The sequence below is a fragment of the Gemmata palustris genome, from assembly GCF_017939745.1.
In the GTDB taxonomy this organism is placed as follows: domain Bacteria; phylum Planctomycetota; class Planctomycetia; order Gemmatales; family Gemmataceae; genus Gemmata; species Gemmata palustris.
Window position 1 is genome coordinate 5553080 of sequence record NZ_JAGKQQ010000001.1, and the last position, 19385, is coordinate 5572464.

A 19385-nucleotide genomic window follows, 5' to 3' on the forward strand; every position below is an offset into this window, starting at 1 on the left:
TGGCCCTCACCACCGGTTCGCATTAATCGCTAATCACCGCCCGCAAGGGCGGCTTTCAGGAATGCCCTCATGAACCTCCAAACCATCCGGTTCCTCCAGCGCCGCGCGTTCCTCGGTGACGCCTGTCGCGGGGTGGGCACTGCGGCGCTGGCGTCGCTGCTCGCCGACCGGAACGTGCGTGCGGCGGAGCCGCAAGTGCCGCGTGGAGTGATCGCGAAGCCGCACGTAACACCGAAGGCCAAGCGCGTCATCTTCATGGTGATGGCCGGCGGCGCGAGCCATCTGGAACTGTTCGACAACAAGCCCGAACTCGCGAAGCGGAACGGCCAACTGATGCCCGAGAGCGTCACGAAGGGTCAGCCGATCGCACAGCTTCAGGGCAACAAGCTCGTGTGTTTTGGCCCGCAGTGGGGGTTCAAGAAGCACGGAAAGAGCGGCCAGGAGATGAACGAACTGTTCAAGTTCCTGCCCGACGTCGCGGACGACTTGTGCATCGTCCGATCGTGCAAGACGGAGGCGATCAACCACGACCCGGCCCACACGTTCATGAACACCGGGTCGAGCGTGTCGGGCCGGCCGAGCATGGGGAGCTGGCTCACTTACGGCATCGGGAGCGAGTCCGCCGACCTGCCCGGGTTCGTGGTGCTCACCTCGAACGGGCGGGGCGGGCAGAACCAGCCGATCGCGTCGCGCCAGTGGTCGGCCGGGTTCCTGCCGGGCAAGTTCCAGGGCGTTCAACTGCGCGGGAAGGGCGACCCGGTGCTGTACCTCACGAACCCGCCCGGCGTGGACGCGGGTCAGCAAAAAGACGTCATCGACGCCGTCGCGAAGCTCAACCAGATGCAGAACGCCGCGGTAGACGACCCGGAAATCGCTACGCGTATCGGTCAGTACGAGCTCGCGTTCAAGATGCAGACGAGCGTGCCCGATCTGATGGACATGCGGGACGAGCCCGCAAAGGTCATGGAATCCTACGGCACGAAGGGGAGCGACGGCTCGTTCGCGGCCAACTGCCTGCTCGCCCGGCGCATGGCCCAGAAGGGCGTGCGGTTCATCCAGCTCTACCACCGCGACTGGGACCACCACGGCGGCATCAAGGACGGCATCAAACTGAAGATCGAGGAAATCGACCAGCCGCTCGCCGCGCTGGTCCGCGACCTGAAGCGACTCGGGATGTTCGAGGACACGCTGATCGTGCTCACCGGCGAGTTCGGGCGCACGCCGATGTCCCAGGGCGGTAACGGGCGCGACCACCACATGAAGGGCTTCAGCGTACTACTCGCGGGCGGCGGGATTAAGGGCGGGGTCTCGTATGGGGCCACCGACGAGTTCGGGTACAACGCCGAAGAGAACGTGTTCCCGGTCCACGACCTGCACGCGACCATGCTCCACCTGCTCGGCATCGACCACGAGCGCCTGACCCACAAGTTCCAGGGCCGCGACTACCGCCTCACCGACGTCCACGGGCGCGTGGTGAGGGACATCCTGGCGTAGCCCGAGCGCCGCGCTCGTAGTTACACCTTCGTTGCGCCCCGGTTCGCGGAAGCCCGGTATAGTCCAAGCACTCGCGGTCGTGTGCCGCGAGCACTTGGAACGGGAGAGACGCGATGAAGTACCTCGTCCTAACGCTCGTGTTCGGGGGTGGCTATCTGGCCGCGCACGTCGCCGCACCGACCGCGAACTCGGCCGACTCGCAACCGCCCGCGCCTCAGAAGGCCGTGGCAAAAGTCCCCGACCCGCTCGCGAACCCCAATATCGACTTCAACGGTTATCTGAAGATCGCTCAGGAGGCCGCCCAGCACCGCGAGAAGCGCCGGCTCACGGAATCCGAGTTCATCAAGATGAGCCAGGAGAAGGGTGCGATCGTCCTCGACGCCCGCAGCAAGGAGAAGTACGACATCCTGCACATTAAGGGCGCGATCAACCTGAGTTTCCCCGACATCGACATCGAGAGCCTTAAGAAGACCCTGCCGGACAGGGACGCCAAGATCCTGATCTACTGCAACAACAACTTCGTCAACGGCGGCGCGCCGACGACCGTCCGTATCACCCCGGACAACCCCACGGGTAAACTCGTGGGGCTCAAAGCGGCTTTAGCGTTTCCCGGCAAGGGCGCGATCGCGTCGCTGAACATCTCGACCTACATCGCGCTATACGGGTACGGTTACAAGAACGTGTACGAACTCGGGCCACAACTCGACCCCAGTAGCGCGAAGGTCACTTTCGAGTCCAACACGAAGTAAAGGCGTGTCCGTTCTGTGCTCAACAGCACGGGGGCTTCTGGCCCCCGTTTTGCGTTCTTCGGTCTCATCAAACCGATGCGCCAGCGGCATTTACCCCGATCAAGTCCTTTGCAACCGCGAGCCACGCCCCTTATCATGAGGCGTCTATGAGTGCCGCGTAAGCTCTTCGAGCGGGTGCGGTATTCACTTGGCGCCTGCCGCAGTCACACTCCCGCTGCCGCTAATCCATGATAACTCGATACGTTGCCGCCACCGTTTTTCTCACCACCACCGCTGTGCTGGCCGGGTGCGCCCGGAAGCCACCGGAACCGGTGAAGACCCCGCCGCCCGTCGTGCTCGTGAGCGCGCCGCTGGCCCAGCGGGTGAACGACTACGAAGACTTCGCCGGGCGCACCGAACCGTACCGGGTCGTCGAAATCAAGTCGCGCGTGACCGGGCACCTGAAGAAAATTCACTTCAAGGACGGTCAGGACATTGAGGAAGGGCAACCCCTGTTCGAGATCGACAGCCGCATTTACCGCGCGCAGCTCGATCAGGCGACGGCGGCCCTCGGTAAGGCCGAAGTTCACTTAAAAACCGCGACCGACAACTACGACCGCGTGAAAGGACTGTACGACAAGGGGAGCGCGGCCAAAGAGGACTACGACATCAAGTCCGGTGACAAGGCCGAGGCCGAGGGCGACGTGAACGTGGCCCGCGCCGCGGTGCAACTCGCCGCCACCAACCTCCGGTACTGCACCATCCGCGCCCCGTTCGACGGCCGACTGGATAAGCGGTTCGTGGACGAGGAGAACCTCGTCAAAGCCGACGACACGGCCCTCAGCACCATTGTGCAGCTCAACTACGTGTACGCGACGTTCGACGTGGACGAGCGCACGGTGTCGCGGGTGCGCAAATTGATCGAACAGGGCGCGGTCACGTCGTCCCGCGAGCAGCCGCGCATCGTGCAGATCGCGCTGGCCGACGACGACACCCACACGCTCTCCGGGCTGGTCGTGTTCACGTCCAACCAGATCGACGCCGGCACCGGAACGCTCCGGGTGCGGGCCGAGATCCTGAACCCGAAGATCTCTCGGGCGCCGTGGTACATGCTGTCGCCGGGGCAGTTCGTCCGCGTGCGCATGCCCATCGGGGGGCCGCGCGACGCGATCCTCGTCCCGGAAAAGGCCATCGGGTCCGACCAGGGGCAAAAGTTCCTGTACCTCGTGGGCGAGAAGAATGAGGTCGTCCGGCGCAACGTCCGCGTGGGCCAGCAGTACGGCCAGTTGCGGGTGATCGAAGACGGTGCGGTCAAGACGAGCGACAAGGTCATTGTGGACGGGATGCTCCGCGTGCGCCCGGGCGTGGAGGTGAATCCGAAACCGGCTCCGCCGACGAAGCTCTCTACCGATGCGGCCCCCGCAGCGCCCGAAGCCCCGGCCCCGCGATTGAAACTGGGGCCGGGCTCCGTCTAGCCCACTCGCACCCGACTGGTGACTCGAATCGCCCGATCGCGCCGAACGGCGCACCGAACCGATGGCAGCCGGAGGTGGAACCTCACTCCGGCGGGCGCCCCACCCGACCTCTCCTTGCTGACTTATGATCGCACGGTTCTTCATTGATCGGCCCATCTTCGCCACCGTCCTCTCGGTGGTGATTACCCTCGCCGGGGCGATGGCCGTCGGGTCGTTGCCCGTCTCGCAGTACCCCAAAGTCACCCCGCCGACGATCCAGATCGACTGCAACTACCCCGGCGCCAGTGCGCAGGTCGTGTCCGAGACGATCGCGTCGCCCATTGAGCAACAGGTGAACGGCGTCGAAGACATGCTGTACATGACCTCGCAGTGTACGAGCGACGGGACGTACACGTTGACGGTCACGTTCAAGAGCGGCACGGACCTGAACATGGCCCAGGTGCGGGTGCAGAACCGCGTCAACCTCGCGTTTCCGCAACTGCCCGAAGTGGTCCGCGCCACCGGCATCACCACGCGGAAGCGGTCGCCCGAACTGCTCATGACGGTCGGGATCACGTCCCCGCCGGAGCCGGGGCTGCCCGAGGGCCGGTACGATCAGCTCTACCTGAGCAACTACGCGGTCCTGAAGCTCAAGGAAGAACTGCAGCGGTTGCCGGGCATCAGCGACGTGACCATCTTCGGCCAGCGCGACTACGCGATGCGCCTGTGGGTGGACCCGGACAAGCTCGCCGCCCGGAACCTCACCGCGGCCGACGTGATTCTGGCGCTCCGGCAGCAGAACCTGCCCATCGCGGCCGGGCAAGTGGGGCAACCACCCAACGGGTCCGGGCAGCCGTACCAGTTCACGCTCACCGCGCTCGGCCGGCTCGAGGACGTCGAACAGTTCGAGCAAATCGTCGTGAAGGCCGGCCCGCAGGGGCAACTGGTAAAGGTGAAGGACATCGCCCGGGTGGAACTCGGCGCGAAGTCCCACGACGTCGCTAACCGGTTCGACGACAAGGCCACCGTCGGCCTCGCCATCTTCATTCTGCCCGAAGCCAACGCCATCGAAACGGCGGAGGCGGTGAAGGGGCACATGGCGAAGATGGGCACGGACTTCCCGCCCGGCATCACCTACGAAATCGGCTACGACACCAGCCCGTTCATCCGCGAGTCCATCTTCGAGGTGTTCAAGTCGCTCCGCGACGCGATCGTCCTCGTTGCAATTGTGGTACTCGTGTTCCTGCAGACGTGGCGCGCCGCGTTCATCCCGCTCGCCGCGGTTCCGGTCGCCATCATCGGCACGTTCGGCGCGATGGCGCTGGCCGGGTTCACGATCAACAACCTGACGCTGTTCGGTCTGGTGCTCGCCGTGGGCATCGTGGTGGACGACGCCATCGTCGTCGTCGAGGCCGTTCAGCACCAGTTGGAGAAGGGCTTCACTCCGCGCGAAGCAACGTTGCGCGCGATGGAGGACGTGTCCGGCCCCATCATCGCGGTCGGCGTCGTACTCGGCGCGGTGTTCCTCCCGTGTGCGTTCCTCTCGGGGATCGTGGGGGCGTTCTTCCGGCAGTTCGCGCTCACGATCGCGGTCAGCACGCTGATCTCCACCTTCAACTCGCTCACGCTCAGCCCGGCGCTGTGCGCGCTGCTGCTCAAGGGGCCGCCCGACCCGACGCGGAAGCGATCGATTTTCGCGGTCCTGATGGGCTACGCCTTCTTCCCGCTGACGTACCTGGGGCAGTTGTTCAACCGGGTGTTCGCGACCGTGAACCGCGGGTACGTGAAGCTCGTCAGCCTCGGGCTGCGCGTGCCGCTACTGGTTCTGGCCGGGTACGGGGCGATCGTCGCATCGGGCATGGCCGCGTTCCGCACGCAGCCCACCGGGTTCATCCCGCAGCAAGACAAGGGCTACATGATTTGCAGCGTGCAGCTCCCGGACGCAGCGAGCGCCGAGCGCACGCGCGAGGTGATGTCGAAGATCAGCCGGATCGCGCTGGAGACGGAACTGGACGACGGCACCGGCAACAAGGTGCGCCCGGTGCGGCACGTGAACGCGGTCGCGGGCAACTCGTTCGTCATCAGCGCCTACGGCTCGAACTTCGGCTCCATGTTCGTCATCCTCGACGACTTCGAGAACCGGCGCTCGAAGACCCTCACGGCCGACGCGATCGCGATCGAGTTGCGGAAGCGGTTCAACATGCTCTGCCCCGAGGGGCAGGTGCAGGTGTTCGGCGCACCGGCGGTGTCCGGGCTCGGGCGCGCCGGCGGGTTCCGCATCATGATCGAGGACCGCGGCGACGTCGGCCCGGCCATGCTTCAGCAGCAAACGGAAGCGTTCATCGATAAGGCGAACCAGCAGAAGCAGGTGGTCGGGCTGTTCACCGTGTTCAAGACCAATTCGCCGCAACTCGTGCTGTCCATCAACGTTGATGCGTGCCTGCAGCGCCAGGTGGACGTGGGGGACGTGTACGCGGCCCTCCAAGGGACGATGGGCAGCCGGTACGCGAACGACTTCAACCGGTTCGGCCGCACGTGGCAGGTGAACGTGCAAGCGGACGACCGGTTCCGGGACCAGTTGGAAGACGTGAAGCGCCTGAAGGTGCGGAACAAGAAGGGCGACATGGTGCCCCTGGGCGCACTGCTGACCGTGAACGAGCGGAGCGGGCCGCTGGTCATCACGCGGTACAACATGTACCCGGCCGCGGCGGTGAACGGCAACGTGTCGGCCGGGAGCAGCACCGGCGACGCCATCGGGATGCTCGAGAAGCTCGCCGAGCAGCAACTGCCCGACAAGATGGCCTACGAGTGGACGGAACTCACGTTCCTCGAAAAGCAGTCGCGCAACACGGGCGGGCTGGTGTTCGGGCTGTCGGTCGCGTTCGTGTTCCTGATCCTCTCCGCGCTCTACGAGAGCTGGGCGTTTCCGCTGGCGGTGATCCTCGTCGTGCCGGTGTGCGTGGCGTGCTCGCTCGGCGCGGTGTGGCTCAGCGACCCCGGGTCCGCGACGCAGCAGGTTCTGCAGTGGAACGCGGGCGACGGCCCCGAGTTCCTGAAGCTGGGGCCGTGGGCACTCGGCGCCGCGGGGTGGACCGACCGGGTGCTCATCGGCAACGCCAACAAGTGGGTGCTCGCGTCCGGCATCGGCAAGCAGGACGTGAACATCTTCACGCAGGTCGGGTTCGTGGTGCTCGTGGGGCTCGCGTGCAAGAACGCCATTCTGATCGTCGAGTTCGCGAAGATTGCGCGCGACAAGGGCGCGGACCTGAACGCGGCGATCCTGGAGGCGTGCGCGCTCCGGTTCCGGCCGATCATGATGACGTCGGTCGCGTTCATGCTGGGCGTGGTGCCGCTCGCGATCGCGAAGGGCGCGGGGGCCGAGATGCGCCAGGCGCTGGGCGTGGCCGTGCTGGGCGGGATGCTCGGGGTGACCGCGTTCGGCGTGTTCCTCACGCCCGTGTTCTTCGCCCTCATGGACCGCCTCGTGCGCCGCACGCGGCGCCTGACGGGGCACTCCCGGGTGATGTCGCTGGCGGAACTGGCACTCGTCCTTGTTGCCATCCCGGGGATGCTCCTCGCGATCGAGTTCGGGTCCGAGGCGCTGCTTTACGAGATCCTGTTCGGGTTCGTCGGCCTGCTCCTCGCGGTGTTCCTCGGGATGCTGGTCATCGCCACCGGCGACACGGTGGGCACGCTCGGCGGCGCCGTGCAGGGGGCCAGTCGCATCGTGCTCGCGGTCCCGACCCGGACCGCCCGGCGGCTCGGCGACGTCGTGCGCAAGATCCGGGCGCGCGGCGGAACGAAGTAACCGGAGCAGTTTTCTGCTTTGCCCTCTCCCGCAAGGGGAGAGGGCGGCGAGGCTTTGCGAGACGGGTGAGTGACTGTGTTGAATTGGGCGCTTGTCGTTTTGTTCACAAGCGGGACGCGCCGCAATTCAACACATGTCACTGTTGGTCCTTCGGACATACCAGGGGTGGCTTCCGCACTCAGGGCGCCACCCCTCACCCCGCCGCGAAGCGCGGCGACCCTCTCCCGCAAGGGGAGAGGGCAAAGATAAATGCAGTGACGAGCGAAGCGCTCGGTGCTTGTTCAAAGAGCACTGGGCACCAAACACTCACCACCAAGCGCGGCATGTTCACACGCTTCTTCATCGACCGACCGATTTTCGCCGCGGTGCTGGCGATCATGACCGTGCTCGCGGGCATGGTCGGCCTGTACTCGCGCCCGGTCGCGCAGTACCCGGACATCACCCCGCCGACGGTCGAGGTGTACGGCATTTACCCGGGGGCGAACGCCCGCACCGTCGCGGACACCGTGGCTGCACCGATCGAGCAGCAGGTGAACGGCGTCGAGGACATGATGTACATGTCGTCCACGTGTGGAAACGACGGCTCGTACACGCTGACGGTCACGTTCAAGCCGGGCATCGATCTGAACATCGCTCAGGTGCTCGTGCAGAACCGCGTGAACCTGGCCGAGCCGGTACTGCCCGACCTGGTGAAGCGGCGCGGGGTGACCGTTAAGAAGAAGTCGCCCAGCCAGTTGATGATTATCAACCTGTACAACACCGCGGACACGCCGGACGACGAGAGGGCGCGCCAGCAACTGCTCCTCGAACTGAGCAACTACGCGACCATCCAGCTCCGCGACGAACTGGCCCGGCTCCAGGGCGTGGGCGACATCACGTACCTGGGCCAGCGCGACTACTCGATGCGGATCTGGCTCGACCCCGAGAAGATGGCGGTGAAGGGGCTGTCTTCCGCCGAGGTGCTCCACGCGATCGAACAGCAGAACGCACAGGTCGCGGCCGGGCAGGTGGGCCAGCCCCCGGCCCCGCGCGGGCAGGCGTTCCAGTACACGATCAACACGTTGGGCCGGCTCACCGACGACAAACAGTTCGGCGAGATCATCTTGAAGGCCGACCCGGACAGCCGACCGGTGCGCCTCAAGGACGTGGGCCGGATCGAACTGGGCGCGCTCAGTTACGACCAGTCCTGCACGTTCGACGGCAAGCCGTCTGTGGCGCTCGCGGTGTACCAGCTCCCCGGCACCAACGCGATCGACACGGCGAAGCGCGTGCGCGAGAAGATGGCCGAACTCAAGAGCCGGTTCCCCGCGAACGTCACGTACCAGATCGCCTACGACACCACGCCGTTCATCGACGAGTCGATCACGGAAGTGTTCCACACGCTCCGCGACGCGGTGGTGCTCGTGGCGATCGTAATGCTCGTGTTCCTCCAGAGCTGGCGCGCCGCGATCATCCCACTGGCCGCGGTGCCGGTCGCCATCGTCGGCACGTTCGCGGCGATGGCCGTTCTCGGGTACTCGATCAACAACCTGACGCTGTTCGGGCTGGTGCTCGCGGTGGGCATCGTGGTGGACGACGCCATCGTCGTCGTCGAGGCCGTTCAGCACCACATCGAACACGGGCTCGAGCCGCGCGCCGCGACCATGAAGGCACTCGACGAGGTGTCCGGTCCCGTCATCGCGGTGGGGCTGGTGCTGTCGGCGGTGTTCGTGCCGTGCGTGTTCATCTCGGGGATCGTGGGGGAGTTCTACCGCCAGTTCGCGGTGACGATCGCGGTCAGCACGCTGATCTCGGCGTTCAACTCGCTCACGCTCAGTCCGGCGCTGTGTGCCCTGCTGCTCAAGTCCAACACCGACGCGCGGGCGCGCGACCCGCTGCCCTCGATCGCGTTCCCGCTCATCGGGGCGGGGTTCGTGTACTACTACCTGAACGCCAACCCGCAGCCCTGGGCCGTGGGTCAACTGGACGTGCCGCTCGGGTCGATTTCCTTCTCCCTGCCGATGTCCGTGGCAGTGGCGGTGGGGGCGGCGCTGGTGGGCGGGGCGGCCGGGTGGGTGCTGCGTACCGTGCTGAACCGCACACTGGGGTACCTGTTCACCGGCTTCAACCGCGGCTTCGACGCGGTCACCGTGGGCTACACGCGGGTCGTCGCGGTCACGCTGCGCGGGTCGCTGCTCATTCTTCTCGGTTACGGCGGCCTGCTGTACCTCACATACGACACCCTCAACACCACCCCAACGGGCTTCATCCCGGCGCAGGACAAGGGCTACCTGCTCGTGAACGTGGTGCTCCCGGACGCCGCGTCGGTCGAGCGCACGGAACAGGAGATGCGGAAGCTGGAAGCGGTCGCCCAGCGCACGCCCGGCGTGAAACACACCGTGAGCGTGTCCGGGAACTCGGTGATGATCGGCACGACCGCACCGAACTTCGCGACGCTCTACGTCATGCTCGATGACTTCCCGAACCGGCACGACCCGGCCCTTTCCAGCGACGCGATCGCGGCCAAACTCCAGCGCGAGCTCTCGGACGAGGTTCCCGGCGCGAGGCTCACCGTGTTCGGCGCGCCGCCCGTGGACGGGCTCGGTAACACCGGCGGCTTCAAACTGATTATTGAGGACCGAGGCGATACCGGGTCGGAGGCGATCGAGGAGGCGGCACGGAGCATCGTTGAGAGTGCGGACGAGAAGGAACTGCGCGACACGTTCACGGGCTTCCGCGCCGATACGCCCTGGCTGCGGCTCCACATCGATCGCGACGCGGCCCAAACGAAGGGCGTGGCGGTCGGCGACATCGTGAGCGCGCTGCAGGTGTACTTTGGCTCGCTGTATGTCAACGACTTCAATCTGTTCGGGCGCACGTGGCAGGTGAACGTCCAAGCCGACGAGAAGTTCCGCCGGCGCTCTTCGGACCTCAAGCGCCTGCGGGTCAAGAGCGCGGGGGTCGAACTCGAAAACCAGATGGCCGCGCAGCAGGCGAAGGCGTCCGGGAAGCCCGCTCCGCCGCCGAAGGAAATCATGGTCCCGCTGTCCACGTTCCTCTCGGTGCGCGACGCGAGCGGCCCGGTGATGGTGCAGCGGTACAACCTCTACCCCGCCGCCGCGATCACCTCGAACCCGGCGCCGGGAACCAGTTCGGGTCAGGCGCTCGCCGCAATGGAGCGCACCGCGAACGAGAAGCTCCCCGCCACTATGAAGGCCGAGTGGACCGAACTCGCGCTGTTGCAACTGGAAACGAAGGACACCGCGCTGCGGGCGTTCGTGTTGAGTGTGGTGCTGGTGTTCTTGGTTCTGGCCGCGCAGTACGAGAGCTGGGCGCTACCACTGGCCGTGATTCTGGTGGTCCCGATGTGCATCCTGAGTGCCGCGATCGGCGTTCTGTACGCGGGCCAGGACGTGAACATCTTCACGCAAGTCGGGTTCGTGGTGCTCGTGGGGCTCGCGTGCAAGAACGCCATCCTCATCATCGAATTCGCGAAACAGCGGGCCGACGCGGGCGCAACGCGATGGGAAGCGGCGCTCGATGCGTGCAAGCTGCGCTTGCGGCCGATCATCATGACGTCGGTCGCGTTCATTATCGGCGTGGTGCCACTGGTGCTGGCGAAGGGGGCCGGGGCCGAGATGCGCCATGCACTCGGCACGGCGGTGTTTGCCGGGATGCTGGGGGTGACCGCGTTCGGGCTGTTCTTGACGCCGGTGTTCTTCGTGGTGATTCAGCGATTGAAGGAATCGTGGGCCGGCGCCAGCGAGCTGGTGCCCGAGGCCCCGCCTCCCTCAACTCATGAATGAAGGGCATTCTTCCGGCACGCGCCTTGCGGTAGAATCTCAGCGCGGCCCCTCACCGCGGAGGAACACCAATGGCGCGCATCCTGTTCGCACTCGTGGCAACGGCCGGGTTCGCCGGCTTTGCCGATGCTCAGCAAAACCTACCCCTTTCACCAGGTGTCCGACCGGTGATGCCGGCGGGCATCGGCGCTGCGACGTCGCGCCCGGGTCAGCCGGGCATCATCTACTTCCCCGCAATCGCTCCGTGGGGGTGGGCCAACGGTTGGGCCTACCAGTCGTCCTACAGTCCGTGGACCGGCTTGGGGTACACGTTCGGCGGGTATCTCCCCAACGGGACCACAACCATCGCGCCCGTCCAAGACGCCCCCGCGCAGCGCCCGCAGAAACCCGAACCACGGATCGTGCTAGCGAACGAGTTCCCGGCAACGCTTTCGCTCCAGTTCCCGGCCGCGGCCGAGGTCTGGCTCAATGGGGAAAAGGTGAAGGGCGAGGCGCAAGAGTCGCGCGCCCTGACGTCCCCCGTGTTGAGGCCGGGTACGCAGTACACCTTCGAGGTGAAAGCCCGCTGGACGAGTCGCGGTAAAATCTATGAGAGTGCCCGAACCGTGACACTCGGTCCGGGAGACCACAGTCGGCTGCTCGTCGTATCCGGGACCGAAGTACGGGAATAAGTGCCCACCGGAGAGACACCATGATCCGCACCCTTGCGGCACTTCTGGCGCTGACCAGTTGTGCCGAGTTCGCGAGCGCGCAACGCCATAGCGCTCCCCTTCCACTTTCGCCGGGCGTTCACCCGGGTAGCCCCATCGGACCGGGAACGCAGTTCATCCCTCAAGCCACGCCCCGATTCACGCCCGCCGGCGGAGGGGGCGCGCACGGGGGGCACGGCTGGGCCGGCCCGGGGCGCTACTTCTCCAGTTACGATCGCAACTATCTCTTCGGTTCCGGGTTGTACGAGTACGGCGCTTACGGGGGGTACGGATACGGTTACGGCCCGTCGTATGACTACGCGCCTTCAGTTATCGTTGAGTTCGTCCCCGCACTTCCGCCGAGACCGCCCGAACCGCGGATCGTGTTGGCGAACGAGTTCCCGGCGACGCTTTCGCTCCAGTTCCCGGCCGCGGCCGAGGTCTGGCTGAACGGGAAGGCCGTGGCCGGTGGCGCGAGCGAGGAGCGCGTGCTCACGTCCCCGGTGCTCAAACCGGGCGAGCAATTTGCCTTCGAGGTCAAGTCTCGTTGGTCCGTTAGCGGCAAAACTTACGAGAACACGCGCACCGTGACACTCGGTTCCGGGGACCGAAGTCGGCTGCTCGTTGTATCGGGAGCCGAAGTGAAATAACACTTGCCCGCAACGCACCGTACACTGTGAGTATGCCGATACTCTTGGTGTTCGTGCTCATCGCCGCGTGCCTCCCGGTTGAGTGGCCGCTCCCGCCCTTCGCCCCCGAGCGCGAGGCCGCGTTCGCACTCACGGGCGGGGCCGTGGCACTGGTTCTGGCGCTCCCGTTTGCCCTCCGCACCTGGGTCATTCGTACCCTCCGCATCGACCCGGCCCGCCGGTACGAGGTCGCGCGGGTGTACAACTGGTGGCGTCGGGCGCTGTTCTTTATCAACATCGGAACGGTCGTCGCGTCCGTTCTCGCGTTCGGGTGGGGGTGGCTCGTCTGGCGCGAGACCCTCATCTTCTGGAACAAATCCGCGCAAACCGCGCCCTTTGCTGAACTTATGGTTCCGCTCCCCTACTTCGTCGTCCTCCTGGGGTGCTGGTTCATCTACTACGACGCCGAGCGCGCGCTGCACCGCGTGCTGCACCTCGGGGACCGCCCGTACTGGCCCCGGTCCGCGTACCTGCTCCACAACCTGCGCCAGTTCGCGCTGATGGTGCTGTTGCCCATCGTGCTGATCGTGACGCAGCAGACGCTCGGTCGGTACGCGCCGGAGACGTCGCGGACCGCGCTCTACAAGATCGCGTCGCTGGCGGTCGTGCCGTGCGTTATCTTGTTCATGCCGCTCGTGATGAAGCCGCTTTTGGGGCTGCGGCCCATGCCCGCGGGACCGACGCGGGACCGGTTCGAGGCGCTGGCGAAGCGGCTCGATTTCCGCTGCGCGGACTACCTGCTGTGGCACACACACGGGGCCGCGGTGAACGCCTTCATCACCGGGCTGTTACCCCGGGTGCGGTACGTCGTTTTTACTGACCGAATATTGGAAGACCTTCCACCGGACGAACTGGACGGCGTGCTCGGCCACGAGATCGGCCACGCGAAGCACGGCCACATCTGGCTGTACGCGATCTTCCTTGCTCTGAGCCTGTCCGTACTGGCGGCGCTGGCACTGTACCTCGACCGGTGCCTCGGCACGGCCACGTCCGAGCAGATGGTGCGCCTGCGGGTCTGGCTCGAGGGGTTCAAAACGTGGGTTCTGCTGCCCCCCATCGCTCTGATCGCGGGTTACTTGTTCGTGGTGTTCGGTGCGCTGTCGCGGCGCTGCGAGCGACAGGCCGATCTGTACGGGTGCAAGACAGTTTCGTGCGCGAACCCGGTGTGTACCGAGCACGACGAGAAGACCGTTTACCCGCCGGGCGGTAACTGCTTGTGCCCGACCGGTATCCGAACGTTCGCCCGCGCACTCGATCGCGTGCGCGAGCTGAACGGCATGGAGCACGAAACCGGGGACTGGCGCTCGTTGCGCCGGGTGCTGCGGTCCGCGTGGGGGTGGGTGCGGGCCTGGCAACACGGCCCGATTTCCCGTCGGAGTTCGTACTTGTTGGACGTCGCCAACGGGCTCGTCGACGAGCCCCGGTTCCAGCGCCGGGTGTTCGCGTTCAAGTGCGTGCTGATGGCGTCCCTGGTCGCCGCACTCGTCGCGCTCGGTGAGGCCGTCGGGTGGAAAGACCTGTTCGATGCGTTGTAACGATGGGGCCGGTTCTGTGCTCCGCTCTATGCGGCGCGGATGGCATTGGTTACGATAGTGGCGACCACGACCGACCCAGGAGTGAGCACGATGAGCGACACCCCGCCGCCGGCCGACGCTGCGCCCGTTCCCGCCCCCGTACCGTCCGCACCCAAAACCAAGTTCGCGTGGCAGTGGGCCGTCGCGCTGGCGCTCGGGTGCGGCACGGTGTACCTCACGTTCGAGGCGGTGGCCGGGCGCGCGGAGTCGGACCCGCCCGCAGAGCCGCAGAGCAAGAAGCAACTGGACGTTCCCTCCCTCAAAACCTCGGAAGCGATCGCCTTCCGCCGGGACGATAAAGAGAAGAAAGACGACAAGAAGGAAGAAAAGAAGAAGGTCGCGGCCCCGGAACTCGAGGGCGGCACCGCGTGGCTGAACAGCGGCGGGGCGCTCACGCTCAAGAAGGATCTGAAGGGCAAGATCGTTATTCTCGACTTCTGGACGCTGTGCTGCATCAACTGCATTCACATCATGCCGGACCTCGCGAAGCTCGAGAAGAAGTACCCGAACGAACTGGTGGTCATCGGCGTCCACTCGCCGAAGTTCGAGAACGAAAAAGCGACCGCGAGCATCCGCAAGGCGGTCCTGCGCTACCAGATCGAGCACCCCGTCATCAACGACGCGGACCACACGATCTGGAACAAGTACGAAGTGGAAGCGTGGCCGACGCTCGTGGTCATCGACCCCGAGGGCAACCTCGTCGGGTACACGTCGGGCGAGGGCAACTACGAGTTGCTCGATGTCGTCGTTTCAAAGCTGATCGACGAGCACAAGAAGAAGAAAACGCTCGACGAGAAGCCGCTCCGGTTCGACCTCGCGAAGTTCCGTGAGAGCGGCGACACCCCGCTGTTCTTCCCCGGCAAGGTTGTGGCAGACGAGAAGGGCAAGCGGTTGTTCATCGCGGACAGCACGCACCACCGGCTCGTCGTGACCGACCTGCAGGGCAACAAGATCGCGGTGATCGGCACCGGGGCGCCGGGCAAGACCGACGGCGCGTTCGACAAGGCGCAGTTCGATGACCCGCAGGGCATGGTGGTACGAGGCGACACGGTGTTCGTGGCGGACCGCAAGAACCACCTCATTCGCGAAGTCGATCTGAAGGCGAAAACGGTCACCACGATCGCGGGTAGCGGTGAACAAGATCACGAAATTGACAACCGCCGACTCGCGCGATCCGTACCCGCGAAGCAGATCGGCCTGAACAGCCCGTGGGACTTGGCTCTGGAAGGTGACAAGCTCTACATCGCGATGGCCGGGCACCACCAAATCTGGCTGCTCGACCTGAAAGAGAAGACCCTCACCCCCTACGCCGGCAACGGGCGCGAAACGATCGGCGACGGCGCGCTGCGGAAGGCCATGTTCGCGCAGCCGAGCGGTTTGGTGAGCGACGGCAAGAACCTGTTCGTTGCGGACAGCGAAATCAGTGCTCTGCGCAAGGTGCCGCTCGATCCCGAGGGTAAAGTCGAAACGCTCGTCGGGCGCGGGCTGTTCACGTTCGGTGACGTGGACGGGCCGGGGCAAGTTGCCGACGACCCACTGATGCAGAAGACCGAGGCCCGCCTCCAGCACGCTCTCGGCGTGACCTACGCGGACGGCAAGTTGTTCGTCGCCGACACCTACAACAGCAAAGTCAAGATCTTCGATCTGAAGACTGGTGAACTAAAGACGCTCGTCGGCGGGAACCCGCTCGGCTGGTTCGGGCCGACGACGTTCAACGAACCAAGCGGCATCAGCTACGCGAACGGCAAGCTCTTCGTGGCGGACACGAACGCGCACCGCATTCGTGTCGTGGACGTGGCAACAAAGGCCGTCAGTACGCTCCAACTGAAGGGCGTCGAACCACCCCTTGTGCCAAAAGAAGTGAAGCCGCAGGAACCGAAAAAGTAGTCGGCGCGGTTTTTCAGCCTCATCCCTTTGCGATACTGCGTTGAAACGATGAGTTTCGCCTTTGGTTTCGTGGCACAGGTCTCTGGCCTGTGTGTAAGACTTCACAGGCCAGAGACCTGTGCCACGAAACCAAAGACTCAAACCTTCAACACAGCAGGCTTGTGAGACGGGTAAGTCAGAAAGGCTCAGGAGATTCACCGATGACCCGCGCGCGTGTGGTCGTGTTTGCGATGGCTTTGGCTACGCTGTTCGCGCTCGTACCCGGTTCGGCGAGCGCCCAGAAGTGGTACGAGAAGGCCGTGAAGAAGGTCGAGGGGCGCTTCACGCCCGCGGAGGCGAAGCGGGGCCAAACGGTCACGTTCTCGCTGACCGTCGAACTCAACGAGGGGTACCACACCTACCCGCTGTTCCAGCCCGAAAAGAAGGCGGACGGGATGGTGAACACGATCAAGTTCCCCGCTCCGGACAAGCTCATCTTCGTGGGCAAGCCGGAAGACCCGAAGGACTTCGCCACGAAGGAAGAACCGGATCTCGACATTAAGGAACTGCGGTACTGTCCGGGCACGGTGGTGTACACCCGCAAGGCGGTCGTGTCGCCGAAGGCCACGGCCGGCGCCACGACTGTAAAACTCGCGTCGTTCGGCCTGAACGTGTGCGATAAGAACAACTGCTTCCCCTCGAAGGCGGTGCCGGTGGAGGCCGCGTTCAAGGTGCTCGAAGGCCCTGCGGTACCGGTAGAAAAGGCGTTCGCGGAAGAAGTCGAAAAGGCGCTCGGCGCGAAGTAGCCGGACGTGCGGCGCGCGAATAAGGCGCCCGCGGTCCGCGTCTGTAAGGGCATCTCAAACCGTGCTGTATGTCCCCTCAGCGGGGCAGACCGGCATGTCGCCCCTTGATCCATAGAAAAGCCCACGGCTCCCGTGGGCTTTGTTCTTGTTCCCCCGTCGCGGTGCTCTCACATGCCACGCTCCGCCCTCCCGCTCGCGATATTCGTTCTGTGCGCTGTCACCGCGCCCGCCGGCGCCCAGTTCGGGGACGAGCCGTTCGCGCGGGCAGAAAGCAAGTTACCGAAGGAGTTCGCAAAACGCGCGGACGTGACGGTCCAAGTCGTGCCCGCGAAAGTGAAATGGGGCGAAACGGTCGCAGTAAAGGTGACCGTTTCGCCGAAGTCGCACGCCTGGACGTACCCGGCGTTCCCAACGGACCCGAAGCAACTGGCCCGTAACACGCTCGAGCTCTCTTCGCCCGGCGAACTGATCTTCATCGGAGGTGTGGCGGACCCACCGGTCAAGTGGAAGCAGAAACCGCGCCCGGATTCGCTCGCGATGGACGAGTACACCGATCAGCCGATCACCTGGGAGTTCAAGGCCGTGGTTTCGCCGAAAGCGAAGCCCGGTGCCAAATCGGTTGTGTTAGACGGCCTGGACCTCCAGGTGTGCGACGATAAAAACTGCATTCCTGCGGACGGCAAAAAGCTCCCGCCCGCCGAGTTCCGGGTGGAAGAAGGCGCGTCGGACCACGTGAACCCGCAAGACCTCGCTTCAGCGCTCCTCAAGATTCAGTCGCCGACCGATGTCATCCGCGTGGGTGCCGGTGCGATTCTTGTAGCCGGACTGGATACGGCCACCGCCCGCTCCACTGCGCCCGGTGCGGAGGCCGCAAAAAAGAGCAACCGAAAGGCGGCCAAACCGGTTGCCGCTTACACCGAAGAGATGAACGGGTACGCGGGCAACATCGAGCGAACCGGGGACACGAGTGGTGGGAGCGACGGTGGGCAGTCTCAGGGATTGTGGGCGTTCGTTCTCACGGCCGCGGCTTGGGGGCTGATCTCGCTCGTCACGCCCTGCGTCTTCCCCATGATCCCGATCACGGTCAGCATCTTCCTCAAGCAAGCGCACGGCTCGTTCCGCGAGCGCCTCAAACTGGCGGGCGTGTACTGCCTCACCATTATCTCGGTGCTCGGGGTGTCCGCGTTCGCGCTCCTGAAATTCATGGCGTGGCTCAGCACGCAACCCGTTACCAACGTGCTGCTCGCGCTGCTGTTCCTCGTACTGGCCCTGAGCCTGTTCGGGATGTACGAGATCTCGCTGCCGAACGTGCTCCAGAAGCGGTTGCAAGCGAAGCAGTCGAAGGGCGGCGTGATCGGTACGATCTTCGGCGCGCTGGCGTTTACGGTCATCAGTTTCACGTGCGTGGCCCCGTTCCTCGGTGGGTTCGCGGGCATTTCGGCCGGTAACGACACCGGCGGGAGCCTGATCGCGGTACCTACTGTAAAGGAAATCGCGGGCGGGCTGGCGTTCGCCACCGCGTTCGCGGCCCCGTTCTTTGTGCTCGCGCTCGTACCCGGGCTGATGAAGGCACTGCCCAAATCCGGCGGGTGGCTCGATAGCGTGAAGGTGGTGATGGGTTTTCTGGAACTGGCGGCAGCGCTCAAGTTCCTCCGCACCGCCGAACTCGGTGTACTCCCGACGCCGCAATACTTCACCTACGATGTGGTTCTGGGCGGATGGATCGCGATCAGCGTCGCGTGCGGGCTGTACCTGCTGAACGTCTACCGCCTGCCGCACGACGAGGAGAACCCGAACATTGGCGTCCCCCGCTTGATCTTCGCGCTACTGTTCCTCGGGCTCGCGCTGTATCTGCTCCCGGCGACGTTCAAGGGCCAGGACGGGAAGCCGCAGCGCCCGGCCGGCACCGTGTACGCCTGGGTCGAATCGTTCCTCCTCCCGGAAACGAGCAAGGACGAGGGCTGGAGCACGGACCTGAAGGAGACCATCGATACGGCGCGCAAGAGCGGGCGCCCCATCTTCCTGGACTTCACCGGCGAGACGTGTACGAACTGCAAGTACAACGAGCACTCGGTGTTCCCGCAACCCGCGGTGCGCGAGGAGATGCAGAACTTCGAGAAGGTCCAACTCTACACCGATTGGCTCCCGGCCGCGTCGTACACGTCCGATCCGGGATTAGCGGCTCGTAAGGCCGAGGCGCGGGTCAATCGCGACTTCCAGACCGAGGTCTTCAAGGACATTAAGCTCCCGCTCTACGCGGTGCTCGTGCCGCAGGCCGACGGAAAGTTGAAACTGATCGGCACATACGAAGAGGGGAAGATCAACGACCCGGCGCAGTTCGCGGCATTCCTGAAGGACTCGTTGGAGAAGGCAAAGAAGTAAGAGGCTGATAGGCTGATAGTATTCACCGCCGAGGGCACGAGAGGGCGCGGAGAAAAGCAAAGACCTGAGTAACTTACCTCAAGGTCTTTGCTTTTCTCCGCGCCCTCTCGTGC

Annotated in this window: 11 protein-coding genes; all 11 read left to right on the plus strand. The window is 64.9% G+C overall.

The genetic code is table 11. The annotated features are described in order from the left end of the window. The first annotated feature begins 69 nt into the window (after positions 1-69). The 11 genes from J8F10_RS22865 (at position 70) to J8F10_RS22915 (ending at position 19272) form a co-directional block, all read left to right on the plus strand. The gene (locus tag J8F10_RS22865) at positions 70-1494 is read left to right on the plus strand and encodes a DUF1501 domain-containing protein (RefSeq protein ID WP_210657781.1); all 1425 of its coding nucleotides are present in this window, start codon (positions 70-72) and stop codon (positions 1492-1494) included. Between the two features lie 113 nt (positions 1495-1607). Beyond that, the gene (locus tag J8F10_RS22870; protein WP_210657782.1) at positions 1608-2243 is read left to right on the plus strand and encodes a rhodanese-like domain-containing protein; all 636 of its coding nucleotides are present in this window, start codon (positions 1608-1610) and stop codon (positions 2241-2243) included. A 227-nt stretch (positions 2244-2470) separates the two neighbouring features. Continuing rightward, entirely contained in the window at positions 2471-3697 is a 1227-nt protein-coding gene (locus tag J8F10_RS22875) for an efflux RND transporter periplasmic adaptor subunit (RefSeq protein ID WP_210657785.1), read from the plus strand. Positions 3698-3821: 124 nt separating this feature from the next. Further along, a complete protein-coding gene (locus J8F10_RS22880; protein ID WP_210657787.1) occupies positions 3822-7484 on the plus strand; it encodes an efflux RND transporter permease subunit in 3663 nt (1220 codons plus the stop codon). Between the two features lie 323 nt (positions 7485-7807). Beyond that, the gene (locus tag J8F10_RS22885; RefSeq protein WP_210657789.1) at positions 7808-11269 is read left to right on the plus strand and encodes an efflux RND transporter permease subunit; all 3462 of its coding nucleotides are present in this window, start codon (positions 7808-7810) and stop codon (positions 11267-11269) included. 68 nt (positions 11270-11337) lie between these two features. After that, a complete protein-coding gene (locus tag J8F10_RS22890; protein ID WP_210657791.1) occupies positions 11338-11937 on the plus strand; it encodes a hypothetical protein in 600 nt (199 codons plus the stop codon). Between the two features lie 20 nt (positions 11938-11957). Then, the gene (locus J8F10_RS22895; protein WP_210657793.1) at positions 11958-12605 is read left to right on the plus strand and encodes a hypothetical protein; all 648 of its coding nucleotides are present in this window, start codon (positions 11958-11960) and stop codon (positions 12603-12605) included. A gap of 32 nt (positions 12606-12637) precedes the next feature. Further along, complete coding sequence (locus J8F10_RS22900; RefSeq protein WP_210657795.1) at positions 12638-14179, plus strand: M48 family metallopeptidase; 1542 nt, start codon at positions 12638-12640, stop codon at positions 14177-14179. A 90-nt stretch (positions 14180-14269) separates the two neighbouring features. Further along, positions 14270-16105 (plus strand): thioredoxin-like domain-containing protein, encoded by a 1836-nt coding sequence (locus J8F10_RS22905; RefSeq protein ID WP_246523522.1) that lies wholly within the window; start codon positions 14270-14272, stop codon positions 16103-16105. Positions 16106-16305: 200 nt separating this feature from the next. Further along, positions 16306-16890, plus strand: coding sequence for a hypothetical protein (locus tag J8F10_RS22910; RefSeq protein ID WP_210657798.1), 585 nt, complete (start codon positions 16306-16308; stop codon positions 16888-16890). Between the two features lie 171 nt (positions 16891-17061). After that, on the plus strand, positions 17062-19272 hold the full coding sequence (locus tag J8F10_RS22915) for a protein-disulfide reductase DsbD family protein (protein WP_210657800.1): 2211 nt from the start codon (positions 17062-17064) through the stop codon (positions 19270-19272). Positions 19273-19385 lie beyond the last annotated feature (113 nt).

Excerpts from the sequence above, each read along its gene's own strand:
- J8F10_RS22865 (WP_210657781.1), top strand. The coding sequence starts at position 70 with ATGAACCTCCAAACCATCCGGTTCCTCCAGCGCCGCGCGTTCCTCGGT.
- J8F10_RS22870 (WP_210657782.1), top strand. The coding sequence starts at position 1,608 with ATGAAGTACCTCGTCCTAACGCTCGTGTTCGGGGGTGGCTATCTGGCC.
- J8F10_RS22875 (WP_210657785.1), top strand. The coding sequence starts at position 2,471 with ATGATAACTCGATACGTTGCCGCCACCGTTTTTCTCACCACCACCGCT.
- J8F10_RS22880 (WP_210657787.1), top strand. The coding sequence starts at position 3,822 with ATGATCGCACGGTTCTTCATTGATCGGCCCATCTTCGCCACCGTCCTC.
- J8F10_RS22885 (WP_210657789.1), top strand. The coding sequence starts at position 7,808 with ATGTTCACACGCTTCTTCATCGACCGACCGATTTTCGCCGCGGTGCTG.
- J8F10_RS22890 (WP_210657791.1), top strand. The coding sequence starts at position 11,338 with ATGGCGCGCATCCTGTTCGCACTCGTGGCAACGGCCGGGTTCGCCGGC.
- J8F10_RS22895 (WP_210657793.1), top strand. The coding sequence starts at position 11,958 with ATGATCCGCACCCTTGCGGCACTTCTGGCGCTGACCAGTTGTGCCGAG.
- J8F10_RS22900 (WP_210657795.1), top strand. The coding sequence starts at position 12,638 with ATGCCGATACTCTTGGTGTTCGTGCTCATCGCCGCGTGCCTCCCGGTT.
- J8F10_RS22905 (WP_246523522.1), top strand. The coding sequence starts at position 14,270 with ATGAGCGACACCCCGCCGCCGGCCGACGCTGCGCCCGTTCCCGCCCCC.
- J8F10_RS22910 (WP_210657798.1), top strand. The coding sequence starts at position 16,306 with ATGACCCGCGCGCGTGTGGTCGTGTTTGCGATGGCTTTGGCTACGCTG.
- J8F10_RS22915 (WP_210657800.1), top strand. The coding sequence starts at position 17,062 with ATGCCACGCTCCGCCCTCCCGCTCGCGATATTCGTTCTGTGCGCTGTC.